This window comes from Neorhizobium phenanthreniclasticum (assembly GCF_040066075.1).
Lineage (GTDB): Bacteria > Pseudomonadota > Alphaproteobacteria > Rhizobiales > Rhizobiaceae > Neorhizobium > Neorhizobium petrolearium.
Genome location: NZ_JBEAAL010000020.1, coordinates 40,474 through 60,533, shown reverse-complemented (window position 1 = coordinate 60,533; position 20,060 = coordinate 40,474). Strand labels below are relative to the sequence as shown.

Below are 20,060 nucleotides of genomic sequence, written 5' to 3'. Positions count from 1 at the left end.
ATGGAATGGTTGACCCGGCAGTGTCCCGCCGGGGTGGTGCTCACTTTGCGAGAAGCTGTTCCTGCTCTGCCTGGCTCATCGCCTTGAAGGCTTCTGCATCATCGGCGCGCATCTTGTTGCCGACCTGCTCACCCTTCGCATCGAATGCCCCATACCAGCCGGGCGACGTCTCCTTGACCTCGAACGGACCTTTCGGGCCGTCCTCATCCTTGGACCCATCCGCCAGCTTCTTGCGCAGTTCGGTATTTTCCGCGCGGAGTTCTTCGAATGCCTCTCGCATCGCGTTGAACTCGCTGGCTGGAAGGTAGACGCCATCGGCGCCATCCGGGACCGCCCCTGAGACGACAGGGCGTTGGTCTTCCGCCGGGTCACCTTCGAGAGAGAGGAATCCAAGACGATTGGCGCGATCCACCTGAGCGGCAGTCATCGCCAGTTCCTTCGTCTCGCCCGGCTTCACGTAACGGACGCCATGCAGGGTTTGGACGCCCTGCATGGCCTTGCTGTTGTTGGTCACCTTCATGACGGTTCTCCTCAAGCCGGAACGTCGGTGATCTCGTCACCATAGGCCATCGCGCCCGGAAGACGGATTTCCGTCCCGCCGGTACGCGCGATGATGCCGGTTTCGAAGCCCATGATGGACTTCTGGCGCGGCTGGAGCACCCGGCGAGGCATGGGGAGGTGGAATTTCAACACCTCCTCGTCCTTCCGGTAGACCATCATGCGACCGCCGCCGTCCTGGGATGCCGTCGCGAGCTCGCGGAGCGGCTGGATATCGAGCGGCTGCCCGGTTTCCGCCGTGTAGACGTTGTTGCGGCGGATGTATTCCAGCAGCGTCATGAGGCCGTCACCAGCGCCAAGGCGGCGGGTGGCAATGAGCCGGAACGCTTCCGGAGGCAGGCGCAGGGTATCGACCCACTCGACCTCGGAGGTATTCTCGCGGACGCTGGAGATCAGGTCGTTGATATCCCGGAGGATCTGGTCATTGGTCTTCGCAGACCAGAAGGTGGACGAGCTGGTGCCATCGGCGGCAACATCGACGCGAGAGACGGCAGCGTCGTTGACAAGGCCTGTCCAGTTCTTCTCGGTGGTGCCGACCATGGCAACCGAGTTGAGCAGGCGCTCGACCTTATCCGCAGCCGACATGGCCTTGGTGCCATTCAGATCGATGCCGTAGAGCGCCGCCTGATTGACCTCTTCGATGTTCCACTCCCAGCCGGAGCCGATCATCGCGAAGTCATGGCTGGCCATGTCCTTCGTTGCCTGGTTGAACGGCATGTCGGTGCCGGCGCCGGAGAGGAACTTCGCCTCACCTGCCGTATCGACGGTGAAGAACGTCGTGCCGATCGCCCATGCGTTGCCTTCCGTAACCACGGGCACATGCATGCCGTAGTTGAACGTCGGATAGCGCCGCTGGTAGATGCGGGTCTCGATGTTGCGCCCCTGCGCGATCACGAAGGGTAACGCTGCCTGCGCGTCGGCGAAAGGCTGACGGACGATCTGGTTCATGGTGCTTGATCCTTTCGCGATCGGTTAGGCGGCGGGTGCCGGCGTCACCGGACGGAGACGAACGGAGATTTCGACGATTTCGCCGTTGCCTCCGGAGGTTTCGAAGAAGGTGTCCGGCAGCGGGCCGATAATGTTCGCGCCTGCCGCGGCGACGTATCGCTTGGTGGAGGTGTCGTAGAAAACCTCCCCGCCATCGGTCACAGCGCCGCCGGCCGTGACGTACATCGGGCCCATCGTCATGAAGGCACCGGTGAAATACTGCGGATAGCCATCCGGCAGGGTCGTGCTGGGCGGGACTGCCGGATTGAGCACGGCGATGCCCAGGAAGTCGCCGGCAGCCATGGCAACAACGCCGTGGTCGCCAGCGCCGCGCTGGACGGGCGTGCCGAAGGCAATGCCGGCGGCGTCCTCGACCGTGCGGCTGATTTTGTTGCACTTCTCCTCGGAGGCGATCTGGCCGTGCAGGCCCTTCGGAGGAGCGTTCGTGTAGGTGGTCTGGTAAGTCGCCATCGTAGCGTCCTCCTTAGTTGACCGTTGCGGAAGTCTTGCCCGCCTGCATGTCGGCGACCATCTGCGCGTAGGCGTCGGTCACCGCCTTGTCGGCGTCGTTAGCCGGCATGAGACCGTCCTTGACGACGTTGGCGAACGGGTCAGTGTTGACAGACTTCTTCGCGTCCTCGGCGAGGATGTCGAAGCGAGCGTCGATGTAGGCGTCTGCCTTGTCGGCAATGGCTGCATCGCCGAGTTTGGCGGCCACGACCGCCTTGCGGATTGCCGCATCGGTCAGGCCTTCTGTCTTCACGTCCTTGGCGATTGCCTTGGCGGTGGAGATGAGGTCGGCGCGAGCCTGGACGCGCTTGTCGAGATCGGCGTCGGATAGAATTTTGCCCTTGAGGCCGTCGATTTCAGCGTCCTTCTTCGCCAGTTCGGCATCCTTGGCGGCGAGTTCCTTGTTATGCTCACCGGCGGCCGTCTGGAGATCAGCAATCTGCTTGTTCAGGCCGTCCATCGCGCGCTGCACGATCTGGGCGTCCTTGTCGGCCAACTCGACCGAGAGGCCATCAACCATGAGGGTTCGGGTCGTCATTGACCTTGTTCCTTTCCCGTCGTCTCCGATTTTGAGATGAGAACCGCCCCGGGCAGCGGAGACGACCGCCAGGTGGTTCATGCGAAGGGATGTCTGAATGGCGTCGTATTGCTCGCCTGAGGGCGTGACGCCGTCCTGGAACTTGAGATCGGTCGAGTAGCCCATGGAGAGCTCGCGCTTGCCGCCCTCAACCTTGGCGATGGCGCTCTTGTCCATCAGCACCAGAGGCACGCGGACGAATTCGCCATCACGAACGACCTCGCCGCCAGTCTGGCCGACGGCATGGTCTTTCCAGTTTTCCGCCGTGACGTTCTCTTTCGGGTGATCGTCGGTCACCGGCCGGTAGGCGTAGGAGTGCATCGCGTCCTTGGCGAAGACCTCTTCTTCCGGCCGGTAGACGCGGACGACCGCCTTATCGCGGAGGCCGTGCTTGTTCTCGGGGTCAACCTCCGGACCGGTGTAAAGCTGGATGCCGGTTCGGGCCACGCGAGCGTCGGCAACGAGGTATCCATCCTGGGTCCGGCGGAGGCCGTCCAGGGTCACAGTGTCGAAAAGCTGCATGGGCAGGTCTCAAAAAAGAAGCCGCCCAGAGGCGGCTTTGGTGAACTTCAGGTTGCGGGATGAGTGTCGAGGTTAGTCGCACTTATCCTGAGCGGCAGCAGTTTCGTCGCCCTTCTGCTGTGCGGCGACATCCTGACCAGACGTGGCGAGGTTTCTGCTTTCGCCCATTGGCATATTCGCACCATCTTTTTGTGGCGTCTTCGGAAGGGCGTCCGCACTGGTTGTCGTCGTTCCGGTTGAGGTCTCTGTCTTGGTCTGAGAGCCTGAATTTCCCTCCAGCGGAACATGGGTGCCATCCTTGGCGATCCCGGTCTGTGAATCTTTGTTCACGGATCCGGTCACATCGTGGCACTTTGCAAGGCTCGGTGTGTAGCTAAATGCTGCCAGGGCGATTGCAGCCGAGATCGAAATAGTCCGTTTCATGGCATCATCCTCCTTCGCCAATGAAGCGTAACCACCGCCGATACCCTTTGTTCCGTGGTGGATTGATGTCGTCTCAGTCTTCTCTCAGTTGCTCGAAGATTTCCGGCCCAAGGATGATTTTGCCCCGATACGGTTCGACCTGGGACAGATCGATATCGCCGCCGATCTGGATCGAAATGTGTGGTTGGTATTCCGGCCAATCCCACGACGCGCCGTTCTCAATGATCTCGCGGTGACGCCACACCAGTTCCGGCGCTGTGATCAGCAGCGCCTTGTACTCGCCGTTCTGGCCGAGAGCATCTACCTGGCGCGGTCCGCCGGCGCCGATCTCCAAGCGATCTGCCCAGCTTGTCCCGACTGCGAACCAATCGATCGGCTGACGGCTGTGCGCGATTGTTACGTGCAGGTCAGGGACGATGTCCGTGAAACCCTGCTCTTTAGCCCACCGGACGATCTCGGCACGGTTCAGCACATCACGGCGCACATAGAGCGTCCGTGGCGCGGCATCCTGTTGCTGTCTGCGGCCACCGGCCCGCTGTTCGCGCCGAGCGGTTTCCAAAGCGAGCGCGGCCGCCTCTTCCTCTATGGTTGGCTCTTGCTCTTCGATCAGCCCATACTCTTCCACCGCGACGGCGAGGCCCGGCAAGTTGCCGTCTTCCTCGATCCGAGAGATAAGCGCCTTCGAAACCGCCTCCCGGGTGATTAGTTCCTGGCCGGCAACCGTGCCCACGATTGCCCGGGCTGCTTCGGTATTGATCTTGAAGACCTCCGCCCGCTCTTTCTCCGTCTGGGTATAGAGCGGTGCCCATTCATAGTAGACGGCCGGATCGCGCTGGCCAGTCGCCGAACGGATGCAGATCTCATCGAACCGCCACAGCGCCGGGGACAGCTTGTTCCGCTGGTCGGCGCTGATTTTGTCGTAGTAGTTCTTGAGCGTGACCTCGCCGTTCGATCCGAGGCCGGACGGCGCATCTTGAAGGAACCGCACCAGCGGGATATCAGCGGCTCCGGCCGCCACCTGAAGGTATTCTCGCAACAGCTCCGGGAACTGCGCGAGATTGATGGTCTTCTGCTCCCACTTCTCGCCGTCTGTCCCGTTCCCTTCCAACAGGAGCATATTGAACATGCTCTTGAGGGTGTTCGCATAGGTGAAGCGCTCGGTGAGCTTCTTCGTCGTGGTGGCATTCTGCAGGTATTCCGAGAGCCGAGGGATGTAGATCACATCCGTCTTCGCTTCCGGGATAAGCGATGCCGTGTGCTCCTGAGAAGATGCGGCGTTCTGCAAGGCGTCATAGACGATCTGCAGGATGCTATCGCCCCAGACTTCCGTTTCGGCCTGTGTCTTGTCGAGGATCGGCGCGCCAACGAACCGGATCACGCGCGAGGGGTGGATATCCACCTGCTGCCCGTTCGAGCCGTTGACGCGCCACATCGTGGGCTCGCCGTAATAGGGTGACGTCACATCCCGGATGATGTCCGTGTAACTCACCTGATCCCGGCCGAGCACATGCGCATATTTCAAGGCATCCTTGCCGACGCGCTCAAGAACAAGCTCCTGATCGGGGCTGCCGCTTTTGACGCCCAGGACGAGGACCGCGCCACCGCGGAGGCGGGCAAGCTGCATCGCCTCGTTGACCTTGGCCTGAATATTGATCTGCGGCGCGCGCTCGACCTTCTCGATCGCCTCGACAACCGCCTCGTCAGCCTTCCACTCGCGCCACTCGCGGGTCATGTCATCGGGGATGATGTCCACAACCTTGCGGGCCATCCAGTCCGATCGATGCATTGCGTTGAGCTGTTGCGGATCGACTGGCGCGAAGGCGAAGACGGTTCCGACCTTCTTATCCTTTGCCGTTCCAAGGCCGCTGACGAGGTTCTGTAGACGGTCAAACAGCAGCATCAAACGACATCCAGCATTCCGTAGTTGAACCCGATATTCACGTTGTCGGCAGCGATCACAGCATCAGCCAGATTGTGAGATTTCACGCCCAAGTCCTTCTTGAGCTTGAGCTTTGGCACGACGCGCTTCTTGCCCTCTGTCTCAACCCACCACGGCACGCAAAGCTCGGTGAAGAGCGCATCGAGCTTTTCTTTCCCCATCGCCGACGAGAACGAGAGAATGTCTTCCGGCTTGATCGAATGGCCGCGGGTTACCGCATTGAACGTCAGCATCGCCCTGCGAGCGGTGTTCGCCCACGCTTGCGCCTTCAGGTTCAGGTACTCGTCCTTGTTGAGCGGGCTGTTGCCATTCTGCGGATCGCTCGGCTTGTCCGGATCCATGACCGCGCCGCCGGCATGAAATGCGAAATGCTTCACATTCGCGCCGTTCGACTGGTTCTGTTCGTCGATGTAGCCGCCGACGAAAGCGCCTACGCCGATCGTGTCGTATGAGACCGTAGCACCAGCGTGCTTTGCCTTGGCCCAGACCCGCTTGGCATTCTGGACCAGTTCGTCCTTTCCGGATGACCAATCCTCGGCATCCGTAAAGATGCCCTCGATCTTGTCAGCCGTGGCGCTCTTGTCCTCTCCATCATCGGCGGGGTCGAAGCCGATTATGTTGCGGCCTGTCAGCGCGATCTTGAGGACGAGATGGGCATCGACACAGGCATCGAGCCAGCGGCGCTTGAAAATTGAGAGCTCGCTGTCGCCGAGAGGAACGCCACCATAGATGTGTTCGAACATCTCCGGGTCGCGCTCCTGCATCGCGGCGATGTCCCGCTTTGCCTTTTCCGAAAGGAACGGGTTCTCCGTATAGTTGATCTGGTGCACGACGCAGTGAGGCGGCGTGTTGACGACGAAGTTCTTCCAGACATAGTCCGTGACGAACTTCGGGTTGAACAGCAGGATCGCGAGGCTGTCTTCTTTGCGGATGGTCGGCGCGATGACGGACCACTGCTCCTCGGTAAGCTTTTCCGCCTCTTCCACCCAGAGGATGTCGATATCGGACGTCCCCTTGATTTCCTCAAGGTTCCGCTCGATCCCGTAGAAGATGAATTCCGACCCGGACGCGATGTGAATGATCGTCGTCTTCTGGACGTCGAACGCAGCTTTGAGCCCGAGATGCTCGATAGCCCACTTCAGTTCGGTGTAGACCGATTCCTGAATGCGGTTCTGGAACCGTCGGATGCACAGCACGCGCATCTTGACGGACAGGTGATCGATCAGGCGAACCAGTTGGCACGCCGTGTCGCGCGTCTTCGAGCTGGACCGGCCACCATGAAGGACGGCGATGTCCGCATTCCCCAGGAAGACTTTTTCCCAGAACTCGAACAGCGCGGGGTTGGTTAGCGGGACGTGGGCATTCACTCCTTACCCTCTTCCCTTAGGACCTCCCGCCATGTCCGGGTTTCGGTCTTGATTGCTCCGCCGCCTGGGCCGGAGATTTCCCGCTTGTTGGTATAGGCGTTGCCGACTTCTTCAGCCGCTTGCTTCAGCAGCGAAGAGGCCAGCACCATGTTGCCCTGGGTCTCTGCTTTGTCGGCCATGCGCTGGAGAGCGCGAAGCCTCACCGCCCGGTGACTTATGGCAATGGATGCAGTGTCTTCGAGGAAGGTCTTACGAGTTTCCTCGAATAACAAACGGAAGCGCTGGGAAAGCTTTTGCCCTGCCCGCTTCGTCGGATCGTAGGCTTCTACGGCTTGCGGGCTGATGACGATATCAAACTCAGCCTTGACTGCCCTCGCTACGACGGCTGGACTGTCGAAACAAGCGAGAGCTTGCACTACGTAGGTCTTTACCTGGTCGGAGTACTTCGGATTGGCCATTGAACTGTAAAGGCTCCATCAAGGCCCGCATATAGGAGGCACCCTTGGAAGACGCAGAGATTGAACGACGCGCCAAACAACTGTGGACCAAAGAAAACCCCGGGCGGCCATGGCTTCCGATCGCGCAGCGTGTCGACCTCGGGCAGGACCTCTCGAGTGGCCCTACTGAGGAAGACCGTGAGCGCTATCGCGAACGGGTTCGCAAAGGCGAATAGGTCACGCGACACGCAGCTGGCACGTCCCGCAGACATGGCCGATGTTGGCCCGGGATATCTCCGGTGGCCGGTTTGCAGCGTCGACGAGGGCACGGACATTGGCGGCATCTGCACCGTAACGACGGACGACGCCGACGAACTCTTCCACGTCATGCCCCCTCAAGGTGAACGCTGGCAATCCTGTCATCTTGCGGAACTTCGGGGCGCCGAATGCATCGCGCTCCTGGCCGCAGTGATATAACTCGTGTTCCACCAAGGCGCAGAACTCTACGTCCGAACAGGTCGCGGCATAGTGAGCATCGAACGTGAGCAAGAAGTGCGGCACGTCGCCGAACCATTGCTGCATCTGCAGCTCGATCCGGGCGCGTGACCATTTGCCGGCCGGCGGCAACCCCATTTCGCATTGGCCTACGATCCGGCGGCCATGTCTCCCATTGGGGACATTCGTCCATAGTGCGCCGATCGAGGCGACGCGGAGATGAGCATGATCTTCGTTTGCGAGGTCGGCCGCCTCATCGATGAAGGTGGACCGGGCCCACTCTACCAGATCGGGAGCGGGCTCGAAGCGGATGCCGGTGTCCTCAATCATGTCTTCCGGCGGGAGTGGGCGCACGATTCGGTCTTGCCTTATCAAAGGTTGCGAGCGAACTTCTCATGTCGGGCACTTTTCAGGACTGGCATCGACATCCATACGAGGCAGAAAATGCGAACACCATTAACGAAATTTGCGTGCCTCGACTGCTGCCGCGTGTTCAAGCGACCTGCTGACACCGCGCAGAAGATTTGCCCTCGCTGTGGCGGGACAACCTATCGAACGGGCTCCGATTTCAAAGCACCGGTCTCCTCTGATCGAAAGGCGTGGGAAGTAGCTAGCTACCTTATCCGTCAGGGTTTCCCATACTACCGGATCGGCACCCCCTACCCAAAGACCATCGTCGAGGCTCGACAATTCGTCCTGCTGCATGCGGATAAGCGGGTATCAGTACACGGCAACGATCAAACACCGCTTCATTGGCCGCGCAGTCTGCAAATGTGATAGCGGCCGATCAGAATTGGCATGGGTTAACCTTGGGGGAAGAAATGGAAACTGAAGACGATTTACTGATGCGCGAGATAAACGCATTTGCCGATAGAGCGGAGGAGAACAAATTCTCGCATGCCGACATAAAGGCAATCGCGATGACACTCAGCGCCCACTTTACCCATCGCACGGTCGACGAGATCGAGGCGAAACTTAAGGATGTTTGGCGTTCGCGAGACCTATATTGGATGGGTTGAGGATCGCCTGCCGCAGAATGTCGCGTGAAACGATAAAGCCCAACCATTTCTGACTGGGCTGAAACTTCGAGGCTGGGGCTTCCCCACTCCACGCCGTAGACCGGTCAGTTAACCCGTTCCGCGCCTCGCTATCAGGCTTGTGACCCTCGCAACGTCGTAGAGGCGTCAATGCCTGCTGGCTATCGTTGTCCCTCGCACCCAGATTGCCGGAGACGGTATGGAGGTAAGCCGGGGTGTGTGCCGGCGCTGGTGAACTGATGCCGGGCTATCCACCCAGATTGGCCGACGGCGCTGGTTGCGTATCCAGCGCTCCATAAGTTCGGGGCGCGTCGGCTTCCCCTGGTATAGACCCCTTTCGGGTCTTGAGAACGAACAACCCTTGGCTTGCCGTTTAACGTATATGCGATGCAGAGCGCGATATTGGAGTGGCATGATCCGCTCAATCCCCGTTCTGCGGGAACCTCCCAATGAGCAAGAACCGCGGCTGGAGGGTAATCAGACGGTTCAGGGGCATGGCCGTCGCCCAGCCATAACCGCCCGACCCGAATTCCCGGCTTCGTCCATCCAACCTTCGATCAGAGCCCGTAGCATCGGGCTCCCCGGCGCAACGGAGAAGAGAGCGCCGGCGCGCTTTAATCGCCAGATGATCCCGTCGCCAGCGAGCCTCAATGCACGTCGGGATGGTATTCCAGGATCTTGTCAATGTTGCCTCCGGCGATCGCGGACGCGATCAGGCCAGGCCGGCGATACCTCAACCTCACGTCGACATCCTGCCCCGCCTGGCGCACCAAGTATATCTCGAGCGTGGCGTCGTGCGGGAGGGAGAGGTAATCCCCGTCAAGCTGATGGCGGCCGTCGGCAAGCCTGGTCAGGCTTTCTACGGAAGAGGACACTATGTTGTCGAAGACGCGGGTAGCGACTGGCTTCGTCCGTGCCTCGGCCAAACCAACGCCTTCCTCTGCCTCCAGAACGAAGCGCGACGCCGCGGAGATCATCTTCTTCGGTGACACGACTGTCAGTGAGCCGTCCTCCGCAGCCCGCCTGAACGAAAACCTGTCGTTCAATATCGCTATGCGAGAGATACGCTGCCGGGCCGCTCCTGCGCCCTCTTCCCGACGCCTCGCTTGTCGGGTACCGCCAGCGGCGCTTATGGTTCCTCCCGGCTCCGTCAGCATCTTCCTCAACAGGATACGATTGATGCGTATTCCTTCGTACTCGAAGTGGCCCATTGGCTCGTCAACCGTCACCCGCAAGGAGCCTCCGGCCATCTTCCCGATCCGTGCCGATACGCCTTCCGCGGACCAGCTTCCTTCCCACGAATCTGGGGTCGAGTTGACCATGGGCTTGAGCGTCTTCTTTCCGGTTCGGGGGGTGCCGATCGGAATCGTCGTGGCCGTGGGAGGAGCACTGTAAGGAACGGTGATAGTAGTGTTGATCCCTAGCTTGGACCCGGTGAGTACCATCGGCCAGAGAGCCGGGACCAGTACCCACGGAACCGTATCGGAGAGGAAGTCTCCGCCGCCCGGTCCGGCTACGAAGACACCTGGCTTAGGCGGAGGCGGTTTCGTCGGGTCCCGCTCGTTGAATTCTGCGGCACCCATTGTCTGGCGTGGATCGTAGCGGCTGACCTGGACGTCGAAGGCGTCCGTCGGCTGATCGAACATCAAGAACGGAATATTCCAGGATATGCGGATGAAGACCTCGGAATTGCTCCCGACGAACTCCGACCAGAATGTGCGGTACAGCACCCAACCTTCGGTACCTGTCGCGATGCTTCCGATGATGGGAATGTCGCCGCCATCCCGAGACTCAAACATGCCCTCACGGCCAGGAGCAATCACGTTCGCTCGTTCCGTAGGGGCTTTTCCGTCGGACCAGACTCCGTGATCGAGATGATCCGCTACCCATGACAGATCGCCATTCCCTGTATTCTTGATCGTGCACGTAATGATGCGCATCGGATTCTCCCGCGACCCTGACAGGTGGTGAGTGTACGAAAATGCATGCACTGACGATTACGGCGAGATCATCTCATGAAGGGGCAGAAGGCGCAACGCCGCAGGCCACCTCGACATGAAGGCGGGACCGTGGTCGAATCGGCAACATGCTCCAATTCAGGCCAACGTCCTGAATCCCGAGAAAACCCAAGTTAGCGCCCAACCCAGAACCAGCAAAACTGCCTGTTGAATGGCACCCACAAGCGCCGGCCTCAAGTGCTACCCAGGATCCGGCGAGAAGAGCGACAGCCGCCGCGAAATCACCGGCACCCCAAGAGCCTCGGCGCTGCGGGGGACATAATACCCCCAGAATATAAGGCGCATTTCCCCTATGCGCCAGTTAACGAGGCTGGCAGGGAGGCGCCGGGACGTATCCCCGCCGCGCCAAATCAGTTGCAGGAAACTATAGCACATCGCACCCGTTTTCAAGCGGCCGCAAGAGGGACGGTGAGATTTCCCGCGATATCTAGCTTTTCCACCAACTTCTTGAGCCTCGGGTCCGTTTTGGCGTTTTTCCGGAGGTTCTGCCGCGCCATCCGAGAACGCCGATCGAACTCCACATCGGCTTCAGCTTCCGCCGCCCTGACGGCAAGTACATCAAGGAAATCTATAGCCAGTGGCCTGCCGTAGCCGTCGCTGACGACGCCAGAGACGCCTGGAACAGACGCGAGCTTTCCGAAGTCGGCAGGGTCTCTGACGAACACATACCCGACCATGAGAGCGAACCGGCGAACCTTCCACAAATCGGTGTGCCGGCGATCGCGCACCAACCGCTTTTCGGCCGGCATCCAGAATTCAAAACCGGCATCCGCAAGGGAGCGCTCTATCGCTGACATATTCGGGTTGAGGCTTGGAACGATCCGGTACCCCTTCCCTCGTGGCTTGCCGTCCTTCCCGGGCGATGTGGTTTCGACGGCATATTCCCGTTGCGGCTTCTGCGAGCCGGGTGCGGTGCGAACCGCATACCAGTCGCACCGTTCGATTGACGCCATCTTTTCCCTGCCCAGCCGCATTGCCTTTTTAAACGCTCTCGTCTTCGCGGCCTTCGCCAGCACATTCATTTCCGCCATCTTCATTCCCTCGTGTTAGAGCCGCCGCTCGGTTATCGAAATTCAGCGCTTCTTGACCGGACGCGGCAGTTCCGCTCCGGCTTCGGAAAGCATTCTTCTGAGATTGCCCGCATAGTCCTCCATGTAGCTGAGGATCGATGCAGGTCCGTTCCAGGATTCGTGAAGGCCCATCTTCGCGGCCACGGCGACAGCCTTGCAAAGCCGGTCGATTTCATACGAGCCGATTTGTCCGTAGGCCGATTCCATCGCCTCGAGCAGTTTGAGGGCCTTGTCGCGGGAACCAACACGCCTGATGACCTCATTCTCGATGTCGGCATTGCGGTGCTTCTCCCACTGCTCTCTGGCGTCGTTGACAGCCTTAGCCACTGCGGCTCGGTCGATGTCACCCGCTCGCCGGACAAGCGAGGCGACAAACTCCGCAGTTAGAGGCTTGGCCTGCAGGATCGGCGACTGACGAGCCTTCTTGATCGCGCCGTCCTTGAACCAGTAAACACCCCACGTCGAAGGGACCTCGTCCAGCTTCACCATGTTCGCGGGGCACACGAGCGACCACCGATGGCAATACTGCATGATCGGCATCGCCTTCGCTGGGTTCTTCATCTCATTGAGGAAATCCGATCGGCTAACCTTAACCTCAAAGCCGTGGATTTCATGCCCGGTCGACGGCCACACTCCCATGCTGACCGCGTCGGCATAGCTCTTGATCCCGTAACCGGTCGCGTTCGAGACTTCAAAAAATGTCTGATAGGCCGGCGCGGCGAATGTGGAAGCTATCGCCTGCTTCACCGCCGACGCCGTGACCTTCTCGGCTACCTCGCTCATCGCGCCGCCTCCATGATCGCTTCGGCAGCCGCGGCGGCCTTCTTTTTGTTGAACTTTCCCATCTGCAATCGTCGCGTATAGCCGCAGCAATCACACATCGGCTCGTGGTCACCCTTCCACTCGCCAACCAACCAAGACTTGATCGATCTAGCCTTCCTGGTTTCGTATGCACCGCAAACGCAGCGGACGACCCATTTTTGTCCGTTTCCGGTGATCTCGGCCGCGACACCCATCACCGTCAGCCGCCCTATCCTCTTGCCGGTCAGGTCGGTGTAATGCGGCTGGCAAAGCTCGTGAGCCGTCGGCCTGCGAGTGGCGAGAGGAACTGATGAATGTACCGTGGTCGGAAGGTCCGGTTTCCAATCGAAGTGCTCTCCCCTCGCCGCTACTCGACCAGCTACTTTGTCGCTTGGAAGAAGCGGTGCGACGGCGTCGAAATCTACACGAGCAAGCCGAGTCATTCGATCCAACCCTTCCGTAGCGCAGTCGCGACAAGGCCGGCGGTGTTTCCGGCGTCCAGCACATGAATGGCTCGCTGAATGTCGTTTGTGACCTGGTTGATCGTGAGCTTGAGCTCGCCGGCGACCGCCTTGGCAGGTTTGCCTGTCGATAGGCCGTCGATGACCTGAAGCTGCCGTCTTGTCAGTCCGATGATCTCGGTTTCGTGCGATAACGCAATCATTTGAAGCTCCTTTCGGAACGCGCCAGCTCGGCGCGGATGTAGTCTTCTCGGGATTGGAAACTCTGTAGGTGGGTTAGGCCGTTCGGCTTGGGAGGCGGCTTGTCTGGAGGCTTGGCCGGCCTGTCGTTCCAGCGGTCCTCGGAGAGCCATTTGACCGGATTGCACCACTGGCGATCGTCCGTTTTGCAAGCATAGGCAGCGACGCCCGCCATGATATCCTCAAGGCTGGCGCGCTTTCGAGCTTGGCAAAACGCCTTCTCCGCTGCCGGCCTGCCCACCTTGTTGGGGTAGACTTCCCAGAATTTTTCGAACTCGACCGCGCGCGCGTCTTCCGAACGAAGTGAGGAAGATATTCTGGTTATGGTATCTGGAAGATGCTGTGGCGTCGGCATAGCATTTGCCAACCTCGCCTCTTTATCTTTCAACGCCTTAGCGCGTCCACCCTCTGCCCCGGCGGCGGCTCTCGATTGAGATTTACTCTCGCTTTTTTGGAGCTCTTTCGTCAGACGATTATGCCGAATAGCATCGCCGTCAATCTCGAAGAACGGCATGAGGTCGCCGGCGATCGCCTTCCACTTCTTAACCGACATCCGTGCTACGCGAGCAAGTTTGGCCTCGTCGCCAGGCAGCTTTCCGCCGGCGTTCCACATTGCCATCAGCAGCAGCATGTAGGCGCCGATCTGCTCGGTGCTCAAATGCAGAGTGTCACCGATAAAATCGGACACGTAGAGCTGCATGAATGGCCGCTCGCTCATGCAGGCCTCCTCGCGCGGATCTCGCGCGGTTCGGCACTACGACGCAGGTTCTCGACCTTGTCGGCGTATTTCCGGTCCATCCGCTCGTTGATGAGGCGATCGGCCTCGTGTTCCCGAATGCCGAGGGCTTCGCTGATGGCGATCGTGTCGGGGCCATGGAGGGCGTAGGCTTCGGAGAAGGTCATGCGATCGCCTTCCGTTCGAAAGAAATCGCAACAACAGCCACTCGGCTCTTGAACCGGAAAACGTGGCACCACAAATCGATTGTCGGCGCTGAGCCACAGCGCTTTCCTTGTTGATCACCAACGTTTTCAGTGAGGTAGAAATGATCGAAAAGATGTTCGACCGACCGGTTTATCTCAAAGAGAAGAAGGGCCTTGTCCGCGAGATAACCACCCTCGATGATGCCATCGATTTTCTTGAGGATTGGCCCGAACGCGACAGGGACCTCATCCATGAGGTCACCCTTAAGACCTGCTTCCTGGCTCACGACGGGCACAAGCCGCTTAACGTGGCGCGCGATGCAATGCGGGCCTTCGGAAAGAAGAAGGGAATTCTCGTGAAGGCGCCGGCGGTCCAGCCCTGGATGATCGGCGGAACGACGGGTGGCGGTCGGGTCTCTGCTTGATCGTTCCGGGAAGAAGGAGAGGCTGCAATTGCGGCCTCTCTGTTCGCCAGAGTTGACGCTGCTGCCGTTCATGCCATCACCTCGCCAAAGGAGGAGATCGGAGCTAAGAGACTACCGAGTCGGAATCTGGAGGCCACGCGTTGAGCAAAGACTGGAACAAGGGCGTCACGCTCGCGCTGGAAGGGCCTGGCAAGTTCAGCACCATAAGCACGATCCGGGAAGCGTCGTGGGCCCTGATCGAGGACTGGCCGCTTGAGGATGGCGATGCTCTCGACAAGGCCCTGCTGGCCCTTGAGCAAGCCATGAAGGGCAAGAAGTCGGCGGAAGCCGCTCGTCTGGCTTTCATTGCCGCAGCGCACGAAGCCGCGATTGAGATCAAGGAGTAGCGTCATGCTGCCACCTCGCGATAGGCTGCATAGTCATCGGGACGCTCGAGTCTTTTTCGGCATGGGGCAATCCAGCGCTGCCGGGTGTCAGCCTCGCCCTTGATCCAGACAACCCAGGAATAGGCCGTGGCGCTTGACGCCTCAGGATCGATCCGGCCCCAATTCCGGAACCCCCTTGGCCTCTCCGCAGTTTGTTTCCCGGGGCTGTTTTTGACGGAGGTACCAACGTGCTCGTAAATCGATGGGAAAAGCCGGTTGTGTTCGACGATGACGGCCTTCGAATTACAATTGGGTCGCCAGAGGAAGCGATGACATGGCTCTCGCAGGCCTCGAACCGAGACAGGGATAGCTTTCGTAAGGCTTGGAGAAAGTGCCTGGCTGCGCGGGAGGGCAGATTGCCGGCCGACGAGGCAAGACCCGCCGTGGAACGGGCTGTCGAAAGCACCCGACATTAATTGCGGCATCGCCCGCCAATCGCTCGGATCGATCTCGCGGGGGCTGCTGGCTGTGACGTGGGCCGGCTTGCGTGTCATGCGGCCTGCTCCCTCTTGGCGAGCGCCTTGAGGTACGCGCCCTTGATCTCCTCGAACCGGGCAATGTCGTATTCCTTGATGGCGATCTCGTTTTCAGGACGCGGGCGTTTGGAGCCAGGACCGTGATCTTCGAGCCAGGTCATCGCGCTCGCGATGCGGCGATCGAGCCATGCGATCATTTCAGAGGGGTCGGTCATTCGGCCGCCTCCAGATAACCCTGCTCGGAAAACACCTTCTTCTTCGGCGCGGCATCGGCCATGATCGCGCCCACGCAAGCCTTCATCTTCGCGACGGAGACGGCATTGCCGATCTGCTTGATCTGCTCGGTCTTGGTGCCCGCGAACTCGTATCTTATCTCGTCGGTGTTGAAGCCCATGGCGGCGGCGAGCTCGTGCGGTTCGAGCATCCGGAAAAGTATGTCGTACTCTGGAGATGCTTCGATCATCGCCAACTCCCCACGGTTGGCGCCTGTCACCGTCGGAATTGGCTCATGAACACCACTGACCCTATTCCACCCCCCTGCATGGGTGATCGGCAGCACTGTTGCAAACTCACCTCCCTTGGCCGTGGTCATGGTCGGAAGCGGATCAACATCGATGTTGCGCGCCTGGGCCCCGCCGTTGGAGTTGGTGACTGGTACGACCATGCCGAATCTTGCCTTGGCGGTAATCGTCGGAAGGCTATCGTCGACGTGGTTGCAGGTCTCGCCGGAGCCGGAGCCGTAGTAGGGCGAGATAAGCGCGTGCGCAGCGCCATTGCCTCCAGTGGTCTGTGTCGGGATCGGTTCGCTCACAGCGCGCGGCGACCCGCCAGAGGCTTGCGAAAGAACGAATGGCTCAATCAGCATCGGGCGCGCGCATCCCGGTCGGGCAACATTCGCGGCGCCGCCGGTCGTGATCGTCGGCAATGGTTCCTTGGTCGAGCGCGGCGCTCCGCTGTTGTGCTGCGAGAGGACCATGGGCTCGGCCAGCCAGACGCCGCCCTTCGTGTCGAGTGTCGGGATGAGGCCCTCTGAAACGCCCTCGGCCTTGTTCCCTTTCCGGCCGTTCATGATGATCGGCTCGGCAACAGCCATCTGACTGCCGCCTGCCGTGATCGTCGGAAGCGGTTGACCAACGCCACGAGGACGTGGGCCAGCACCGTCCTTGCCATGGCGAGGAGACACGATCACGGGCTCGGCAAGGCCGATGTGCAAACCATTCGCGGCTATGGTCGGCAACGGCTGGTCCATGCCCTGGGCAGACATGTGGTTCCGTAGGATGACGAGATACGGTTCCGGCCAACCGAACTTGACAGCACCGGCATAAATTCGGGCAAGCGTCTTCGGCGCCAAGGGCTTCTTGCGATTGAAGATCGAGCGGCCCTTGATGTTCCAATCAATGATCTCCCGCGCCGGACGCCAGGGCTTTGCGGTACCGAACAGGTCGGCGGTCACTTCGTCCCGCTTCTTATGCGTCGGCATGGGCCAGTGGATCTTACGGCCATCTGACCGGCCCATAAGAATGAATCGCTGGCGGGTTGTCGCATCGCCATAGTCGGCCGCGTTCAGCTTGCGCCATTCGAGTTCAAATCCGAGACGCCGCAGGGTTTCGGTCCAGGCATGGAAATACTCGCCCTTCCTCGAGGGGACCGGCCGGCCGGTCTTCACGTTGACCGGTCCCCAGCCGATGAACTCCCAGACGTTTTCGATGATGATCCGCTTGACCCGCAACTCGGTAAGCCAGGTGACGATGTGCCAAGGATCGGACCGCTGCTGATCGCTGGTCGGCTTGCCGCCACGCGCCACGGAATGGTGCGTGCAGGTCGGGGATGCCATCAGCAGGTCAAGATATCCCTCCGGCACGAGGATGTGCGGCCGGACGGTCGAGATGTCCTGCACATAGTGCCTCGCCTCCGGGTGGTTCTTCTGGTGCGTCTCGATGGCCGTCGGCCAGTGATTCACACATACCAGTTCCATTTCCAGACCGAGTTCTTTGAGCGCGCGCTGCGCACCGGTGGACGAACCGCCGGCACCACACAGAAGGTCAGCAACAAGCATCTTGCGCGGCATCACTCTTCCTCAGCCTTCAGTTCCGGCGCGATTGCGTAGGCCAAGGCGCGCGAACAACGCAGCAACGATCTCGCCAAGGAAACGCGCATCTTCCCCGCCAAGGAGAGCGTTGGCTCTTTCAATTGCTTGGTCATTTTTCCGCATCTCCTGCCGTGCATAGGAAAGCCCGCTGACCGCCTCGACACGGAACAGTTCTTCGGGCTTGATTGACATCTTGGGGTTGGCGTACCAGGCATCTTTCGTCCTGCTGTAGGACCAGCCGAGCGCGCGAGACGCATGCCGGATACGCTCCAGCTTCGCGCCGACGCTGGGAGGCGCAATTTCCTCCCTCAAAGCCTTCTGACAAAACTCAACGGTACTCATTTCTGATTTCTCCGAAGCCTTTTCGGACATTTCCGAAATCTCCTGTGCCATGTTCGTCCTCGTTCGAAGGAGACGCCTGATGCACCGGAGAGATGATGATCACGACGAAGGGGAACGCCTTGCCGGGCTTTCGCCCTTCGTCGCCGGCCCGCCGTCTGGGCAGTCCGTAATTCCATTCCGCAGGGCAAATCCGCCGCGCCCTGCTGCTGGTGGCGATCCCTCGTCGCCGCCAGCCCCTTTCGAAAGTCTCGGATCGGTCACTCAAGCCGTCGTCTTGCGACTGGCGAATGATGCTGTCCGGTTGAAGGTTTTGGCTGCCGGTCCACGGGAGGAGGAGGAGACGGACCGGCAGCCTTGACGGGGTTGTGATCGATCCCCACCCCGTCAATTCATTCGCCGCTCATGCCGAACGACTTGGCTTTTTCCCGAAATTGGCGCTCGGATTTCCACCCGATGAGCAAGGCGGCAGAGATGCAGCCGGCGAAGCCGCCGACGAGAACCCCGGCCAGTGCTCCTGAGAGAAACTGTGTCATGCCGCTGACCCCGTTTGGATTTCCGTATGCTTGGTGAAAATGTTGAGGCCGCCGTCAGACCGCTGCCGCAAAGCCTTGCGCCGACGGATTTCGGCTTCGGTCTCTTCCCGGTTCCGGCCGGATACCGCCCCGAGTTCGGGATCGACGATGATGCAGGTGCCGTCGTGGGTGATGATCGTGCTCATGCCATCTCCCTTTCCCGCATCGCGACCTTGCAAGAATGGCAGTGGTCGATCGTTCCCGAGCGGCACAAGTCGCGGTGCTGGCAATGAGGTCTGAGGTTGAAGGTGGCCGGTGCCTTCCTGACGATCGCACCGGCCGTTGCAGCGGAGGATTGGTGCGCGGTTACATAATCGCCTCCTGCGTTGGCGGCGGCGCTGCCCGACCTATGGGGAGTTACGCGCTCGGCGCTGGGGAGAACCGTCGCTACAGCCGCAACGGTGTCGCTTTCGGAAAAGGTGTCGGGGATGCCATGTGCATTCGCGGCGGCATCCCCTACCGGTGCAGCAGACGCATCCGACTGCTCCTTGCCTCCGGTTCGGCAATCGTCAGCAAAGCCGACCATCGAGGCGCGCTGACGCTCGCTCTCCTCAAAGGCCCTACTAGCCGGATCGTCAGAAGATGCGGCACCCTTGTCCGCAAATTCCTCCTCGACGTTCGCCACGGGATTGGTGCGGGTCCTCTCGGATACCGCCTCCGCCGCCTTGCGCGGGGATTGGAGAGCCTTTGCAGGACCGTTGCCAAATTTCGTGGCGACGGCATCCGCAAGGGCTTTGTTCTCTGCACGAGCATCCTCGGAGATCAGGCCAGCGTCGGCCATCTCGTCGATGAGAGCTTTGTGGTCGTCCATGTCTTCCGACATGCGCTGGCGACGGCGTTCCTCTCGGGATGCCGGTTTTACCTCGTCCGGTTCGAACATCTCGAACTGAGGGATCATGCCAAGTGCGGCGAGGTAGGAATCGAGGATCATCTCCTCTTCCGTGCGCTCCTGCTCATCCTTCTTCCGGAGCGCGATGACCTTTTTCATGATCTTCGTGTCGTAGCCCATGGCTTTGGCTTCGCCGTAGACATCCTTGATGTCGTCGGCGACGGTCTTCTTTTCTTCTTCGAGGCGCTCGATCCGCTCAATGAAGGCGCGGAGTTGGTCGCGGGCGACGCCGTGTGCGTTGGTCATGCTGCAGTCTCCAGCACCGGTGCAAAATCAGATGGGCGGATGTCGAGACCGCGTTCGCGAGCAGCTTCAAGAATGGCCGGGACATGCCAGTGGGGCACGACGCCGCCGGTCCCGCCTTTCTCTTTCGGCATGCGCCAGCGCATGACGGTGTGCGGTTGGACGTTGGTCACCTCAGCGAGAGGCTTCAAGCCCTTGAACTTCTTGATGATCGTGTTTGCCGGTTCGCATCTCAT

General features: G+C 60.2%; 26 protein-coding genes and 1 pseudogene. 5 read left to right on the top strand and 22 right to left on the bottom strand.

Annotated elements, in window-relative coordinates; translation table 11 throughout:
- Positions 1–40: 40 nt before the first annotated feature.
- The 9 genes from ABK249_RS22865 to ABK249_RS22825 all read right to left on the bottom strand — a co-directional run bounded on the left by ABK249_RS22865 (position 41) and on the right by ABK249_RS22825 (position 8,145).
- Positions 41–520, bottom strand: coding sequence for a hypothetical protein (locus ABK249_RS22865; protein WP_348864140.1), 480 nt, complete (start codon positions 518–520; stop codon positions 41–43).
- Positions 521–531: 11 nt separating this feature from the next.
- Positions 532–1,506: a DUF2184 domain-containing protein gene (locus ABK249_RS22860; protein ID WP_348864139.1), complete on the bottom strand. Its 975-nt coding sequence runs from the start codon at positions 1,504–1,506 to the stop codon at positions 532–534.
- A 24-nt stretch (positions 1,507–1,530) separates the two neighbouring features.
- Positions 1,531–2,016, bottom strand: coding sequence for a structural cement protein Gp24 (locus ABK249_RS22855; protein WP_348864138.1), 486 nt, complete (start codon positions 2,014–2,016; stop codon positions 1,531–1,533).
- Positions 2,017–2,029: 13 nt separating this feature from the next.
- The gene (locus ABK249_RS22850; protein ID WP_348864137.1) at positions 2,030–3,154 is read right to left on the bottom strand and encodes a DUF2213 domain-containing protein; all 1,125 of its coding nucleotides are present in this window, start codon (positions 3,152–3,154) and stop codon (positions 2,030–2,032) included.
- A 72-nt stretch (positions 3,155–3,226) separates the two neighbouring features.
- The gene (locus ABK249_RS22845; RefSeq protein WP_348864136.1) at positions 3,227–3,577 is read right to left on the bottom strand and encodes a hypothetical protein; all 351 of its coding nucleotides are present in this window, start codon (positions 3,575–3,577) and stop codon (positions 3,227–3,229) included.
- Between the two features lie 73 nt (positions 3,578–3,650).
- The gene (locus ABK249_RS22840; protein ID WP_348864135.1) at positions 3,651–5,477 is read right to left on the bottom strand and encodes an anti-CBASS protein Acb1 family protein; all 1,827 of its coding nucleotides are present in this window, start codon (positions 5,475–5,477) and stop codon (positions 3,651–3,653) included.
- Entirely contained in the window at positions 5,477–6,883 is a 1,407-nt protein-coding gene (locus ABK249_RS22835; protein WP_348864134.1) for a PBSX family phage terminase large subunit, read from the bottom strand. Before ABK249_RS22835 ends, ABK249_RS22840 begins: the two co-directional genes overlap by 1 nt.
- Positions 6,880–7,341, bottom strand: coding sequence for a DUF2280 domain-containing protein (locus ABK249_RS22830; protein ID WP_348864132.1), 462 nt, complete (start codon positions 7,339–7,341; stop codon positions 6,880–6,882). The genes ABK249_RS22835 and ABK249_RS22830 overlap by 4 nt, the downstream gene beginning before the upstream one ends.
- Positions 7,342–7,557: 216 nt before the next feature.
- The gene (locus ABK249_RS22825; RefSeq protein ID WP_348864131.1) at positions 7,558–8,145 is read right to left on the bottom strand and encodes a putative metallopeptidase; all 588 of its coding nucleotides are present in this window, start codon (positions 8,143–8,145) and stop codon (positions 7,558–7,560) included.
- A 491-nt stretch (positions 8,146–8,636) separates the two neighbouring features.
- Between ABK249_RS22825 and ABK249_RS22820 the strand changes: the two genes are divergently transcribed.
- Entirely contained in the window at positions 8,637–8,834 is a 198-nt protein-coding gene (locus ABK249_RS22820; protein WP_348864130.1) for a hypothetical protein, read from the top strand.
- Between the two features lie 665 nt (positions 8,835–9,499).
- Here ABK249_RS22820 and ABK249_RS22815 read toward each other — a convergent pair.
- The 6 genes from ABK249_RS22815 to ABK249_RS22790 form a co-directional block, all read right to left on the bottom strand.
- On the bottom strand, positions 9,500–10,792 hold the full coding sequence (locus tag ABK249_RS22815; RefSeq protein ID WP_348864129.1) for a hypothetical protein: 1,293 nt from the start codon (positions 10,790–10,792) through the stop codon (positions 9,500–9,502).
- Between the two features lie 464 nt (positions 10,793–11,256).
- Positions 11,257–11,901, bottom strand: a complete 645-nt coding sequence (locus ABK249_RS22810; protein ID WP_348864128.1) for a hypothetical protein — start codon at positions 11,899–11,901, stop codon at positions 11,257–11,259.
- 42 nt (positions 11,902–11,943) lie between these two features.
- Positions 11,944–12,813, bottom strand: coding sequence for a hypothetical protein (locus ABK249_RS22805; RefSeq protein ID WP_348864127.1), 870 nt, complete (start codon positions 12,811–12,813; stop codon positions 11,944–11,946).
- A gap of 367 nt (positions 12,814–13,180) precedes the next feature.
- Complete coding sequence (locus ABK249_RS22800; protein ID WP_348864126.1) at positions 13,181–13,405, bottom strand: helix-turn-helix transcriptional regulator; 225 nt, start codon at positions 13,403–13,405, stop codon at positions 13,181–13,183.
- Complete coding sequence (locus ABK249_RS22795; protein ID WP_348864125.1) at positions 13,402–14,160, bottom strand: YdaU family protein; 759 nt, start codon at positions 14,158–14,160, stop codon at positions 13,402–13,404. The genes ABK249_RS22800 and ABK249_RS22795 overlap by 4 nt, the downstream gene beginning before the upstream one ends.
- A complete protein-coding gene (locus ABK249_RS22790) occupies positions 14,157–14,345 on the bottom strand; it encodes a hypothetical protein (protein WP_348864124.1) in 189 nt (62 codons plus the stop codon). Before ABK249_RS22790 ends, ABK249_RS22795 begins: the two co-directional genes overlap by 4 nt.
- 140 nt (positions 14,346–14,485) lie before the next feature.
- On the opposite strand from ABK249_RS22790, the gene ABK249_RS22785 reads away from it, so the two are divergent.
- The 3 genes from ABK249_RS22785 (at position 14,486) to ABK249_RS22775 (ending at position 15,629) form a co-directional block, all read left to right on the top strand.
- On the top strand, positions 14,486–14,788 hold the full coding sequence (locus tag ABK249_RS22785; protein ID WP_348864123.1) for a DUF982 domain-containing protein: 303 nt from the start codon (positions 14,486–14,488) through the stop codon (positions 14,786–14,788).
- Positions 14,789–14,928: 140 nt separating this feature from the next.
- A complete protein-coding gene (locus tag ABK249_RS22780) occupies positions 14,929–15,174 on the top strand; it encodes a DUF982 domain-containing protein (protein ID WP_348864122.1) in 246 nt (81 codons plus the stop codon).
- Between the two features lie 227 nt (positions 15,175–15,401).
- Positions 15,402–15,629 (top strand): DUF982 domain-containing protein, encoded by a 228-nt coding sequence (locus ABK249_RS22775; RefSeq protein ID WP_348864121.1) that lies wholly within the window; start codon positions 15,402–15,404, stop codon positions 15,627–15,629.
- 74 nt (positions 15,630–15,703) lie between these two features.
- On the opposite strand, the gene ABK249_RS22770 is transcribed toward ABK249_RS22775, so the two are convergent.
- Genes ABK249_RS22770 through ABK249_RS22760 form a run of 3 tightly spaced genes read right to left on the bottom strand, consistent with a single transcriptional unit; the run spans position 15,704 to position 18,171 of the window.
- Positions 15,704–15,904 (bottom strand): hypothetical protein, encoded by a 201-nt coding sequence (locus ABK249_RS22770; protein ID WP_348864119.1) that lies wholly within the window; start codon positions 15,902–15,904, stop codon positions 15,704–15,706.
- Complete coding sequence (locus ABK249_RS22765) at positions 15,901–17,757, bottom strand: DNA cytosine methyltransferase (RefSeq protein ID WP_348864118.1); 1,857 nt, start codon at positions 17,755–17,757, stop codon at positions 15,901–15,903. The genes ABK249_RS22770 and ABK249_RS22765 overlap by 4 nt, the downstream gene beginning before the upstream one ends.
- Positions 17,758–17,766: 9 nt before the next feature.
- The gene (locus tag ABK249_RS22760) at positions 17,767–18,171 is read right to left on the bottom strand and encodes a hypothetical protein (protein WP_348864117.1); all 405 of its coding nucleotides are present in this window, start codon (positions 18,169–18,171) and stop codon (positions 17,767–17,769) included.
- 28 nt (positions 18,172–18,199) lie between these two features.
- On the opposite strand from ABK249_RS22760, the gene ABK249_RS22755 reads away from it, so the two are divergent.
- Positions 18,200–18,478 carry a hypothetical protein gene (locus tag ABK249_RS22755; RefSeq protein WP_348864116.1) on the top strand — a complete coding sequence of 93 codons (279 nt, stop codon included), beginning with the start codon at positions 18,200–18,202 and terminating at the stop codon, positions 18,476–18,478.
- 31 nt (positions 18,479–18,509) lie between these two features.
- Here the strand turns inward: ABK249_RS22755 and ABK249_RS22750 are convergent, their stop codons facing one another.
- From ABK249_RS22750 to ABK249_RS22735, 4 genes and pseudogenes are all read right to left on the bottom strand, one after another.
- Entirely contained in the window at positions 18,510–18,653 is a 144-nt protein-coding gene (locus tag ABK249_RS22750) for a hypothetical protein (protein ID WP_348864114.1), read from the bottom strand.
- Positions 18,650–18,838, bottom strand: coding sequence for a hypothetical protein (locus ABK249_RS22745; RefSeq protein WP_348864112.1), 189 nt, complete (start codon positions 18,836–18,838; stop codon positions 18,650–18,652). The genes ABK249_RS22750 and ABK249_RS22745 overlap by 4 nt, the downstream gene beginning before the upstream one ends.
- A gap of 746 nt (positions 18,839–19,584) precedes the next feature.
- Positions 19,585–19,827 (bottom strand): annotated as a pseudogene (locus ABK249_RS22740) (DUF2312 domain-containing protein); the annotation flags it as partial.
- Positions 19,824–20,015 (bottom strand): hypothetical protein, encoded by a 192-nt coding sequence (locus ABK249_RS22735; protein WP_348864110.1) that lies wholly within the window; start codon positions 20,013–20,015, stop codon positions 19,824–19,826. The pseudogene ABK249_RS22740 and the gene ABK249_RS22735, both read right to left, overlap by 4 nt.
- Positions 20,016–20,060: the final 45 nt, after the last annotated feature.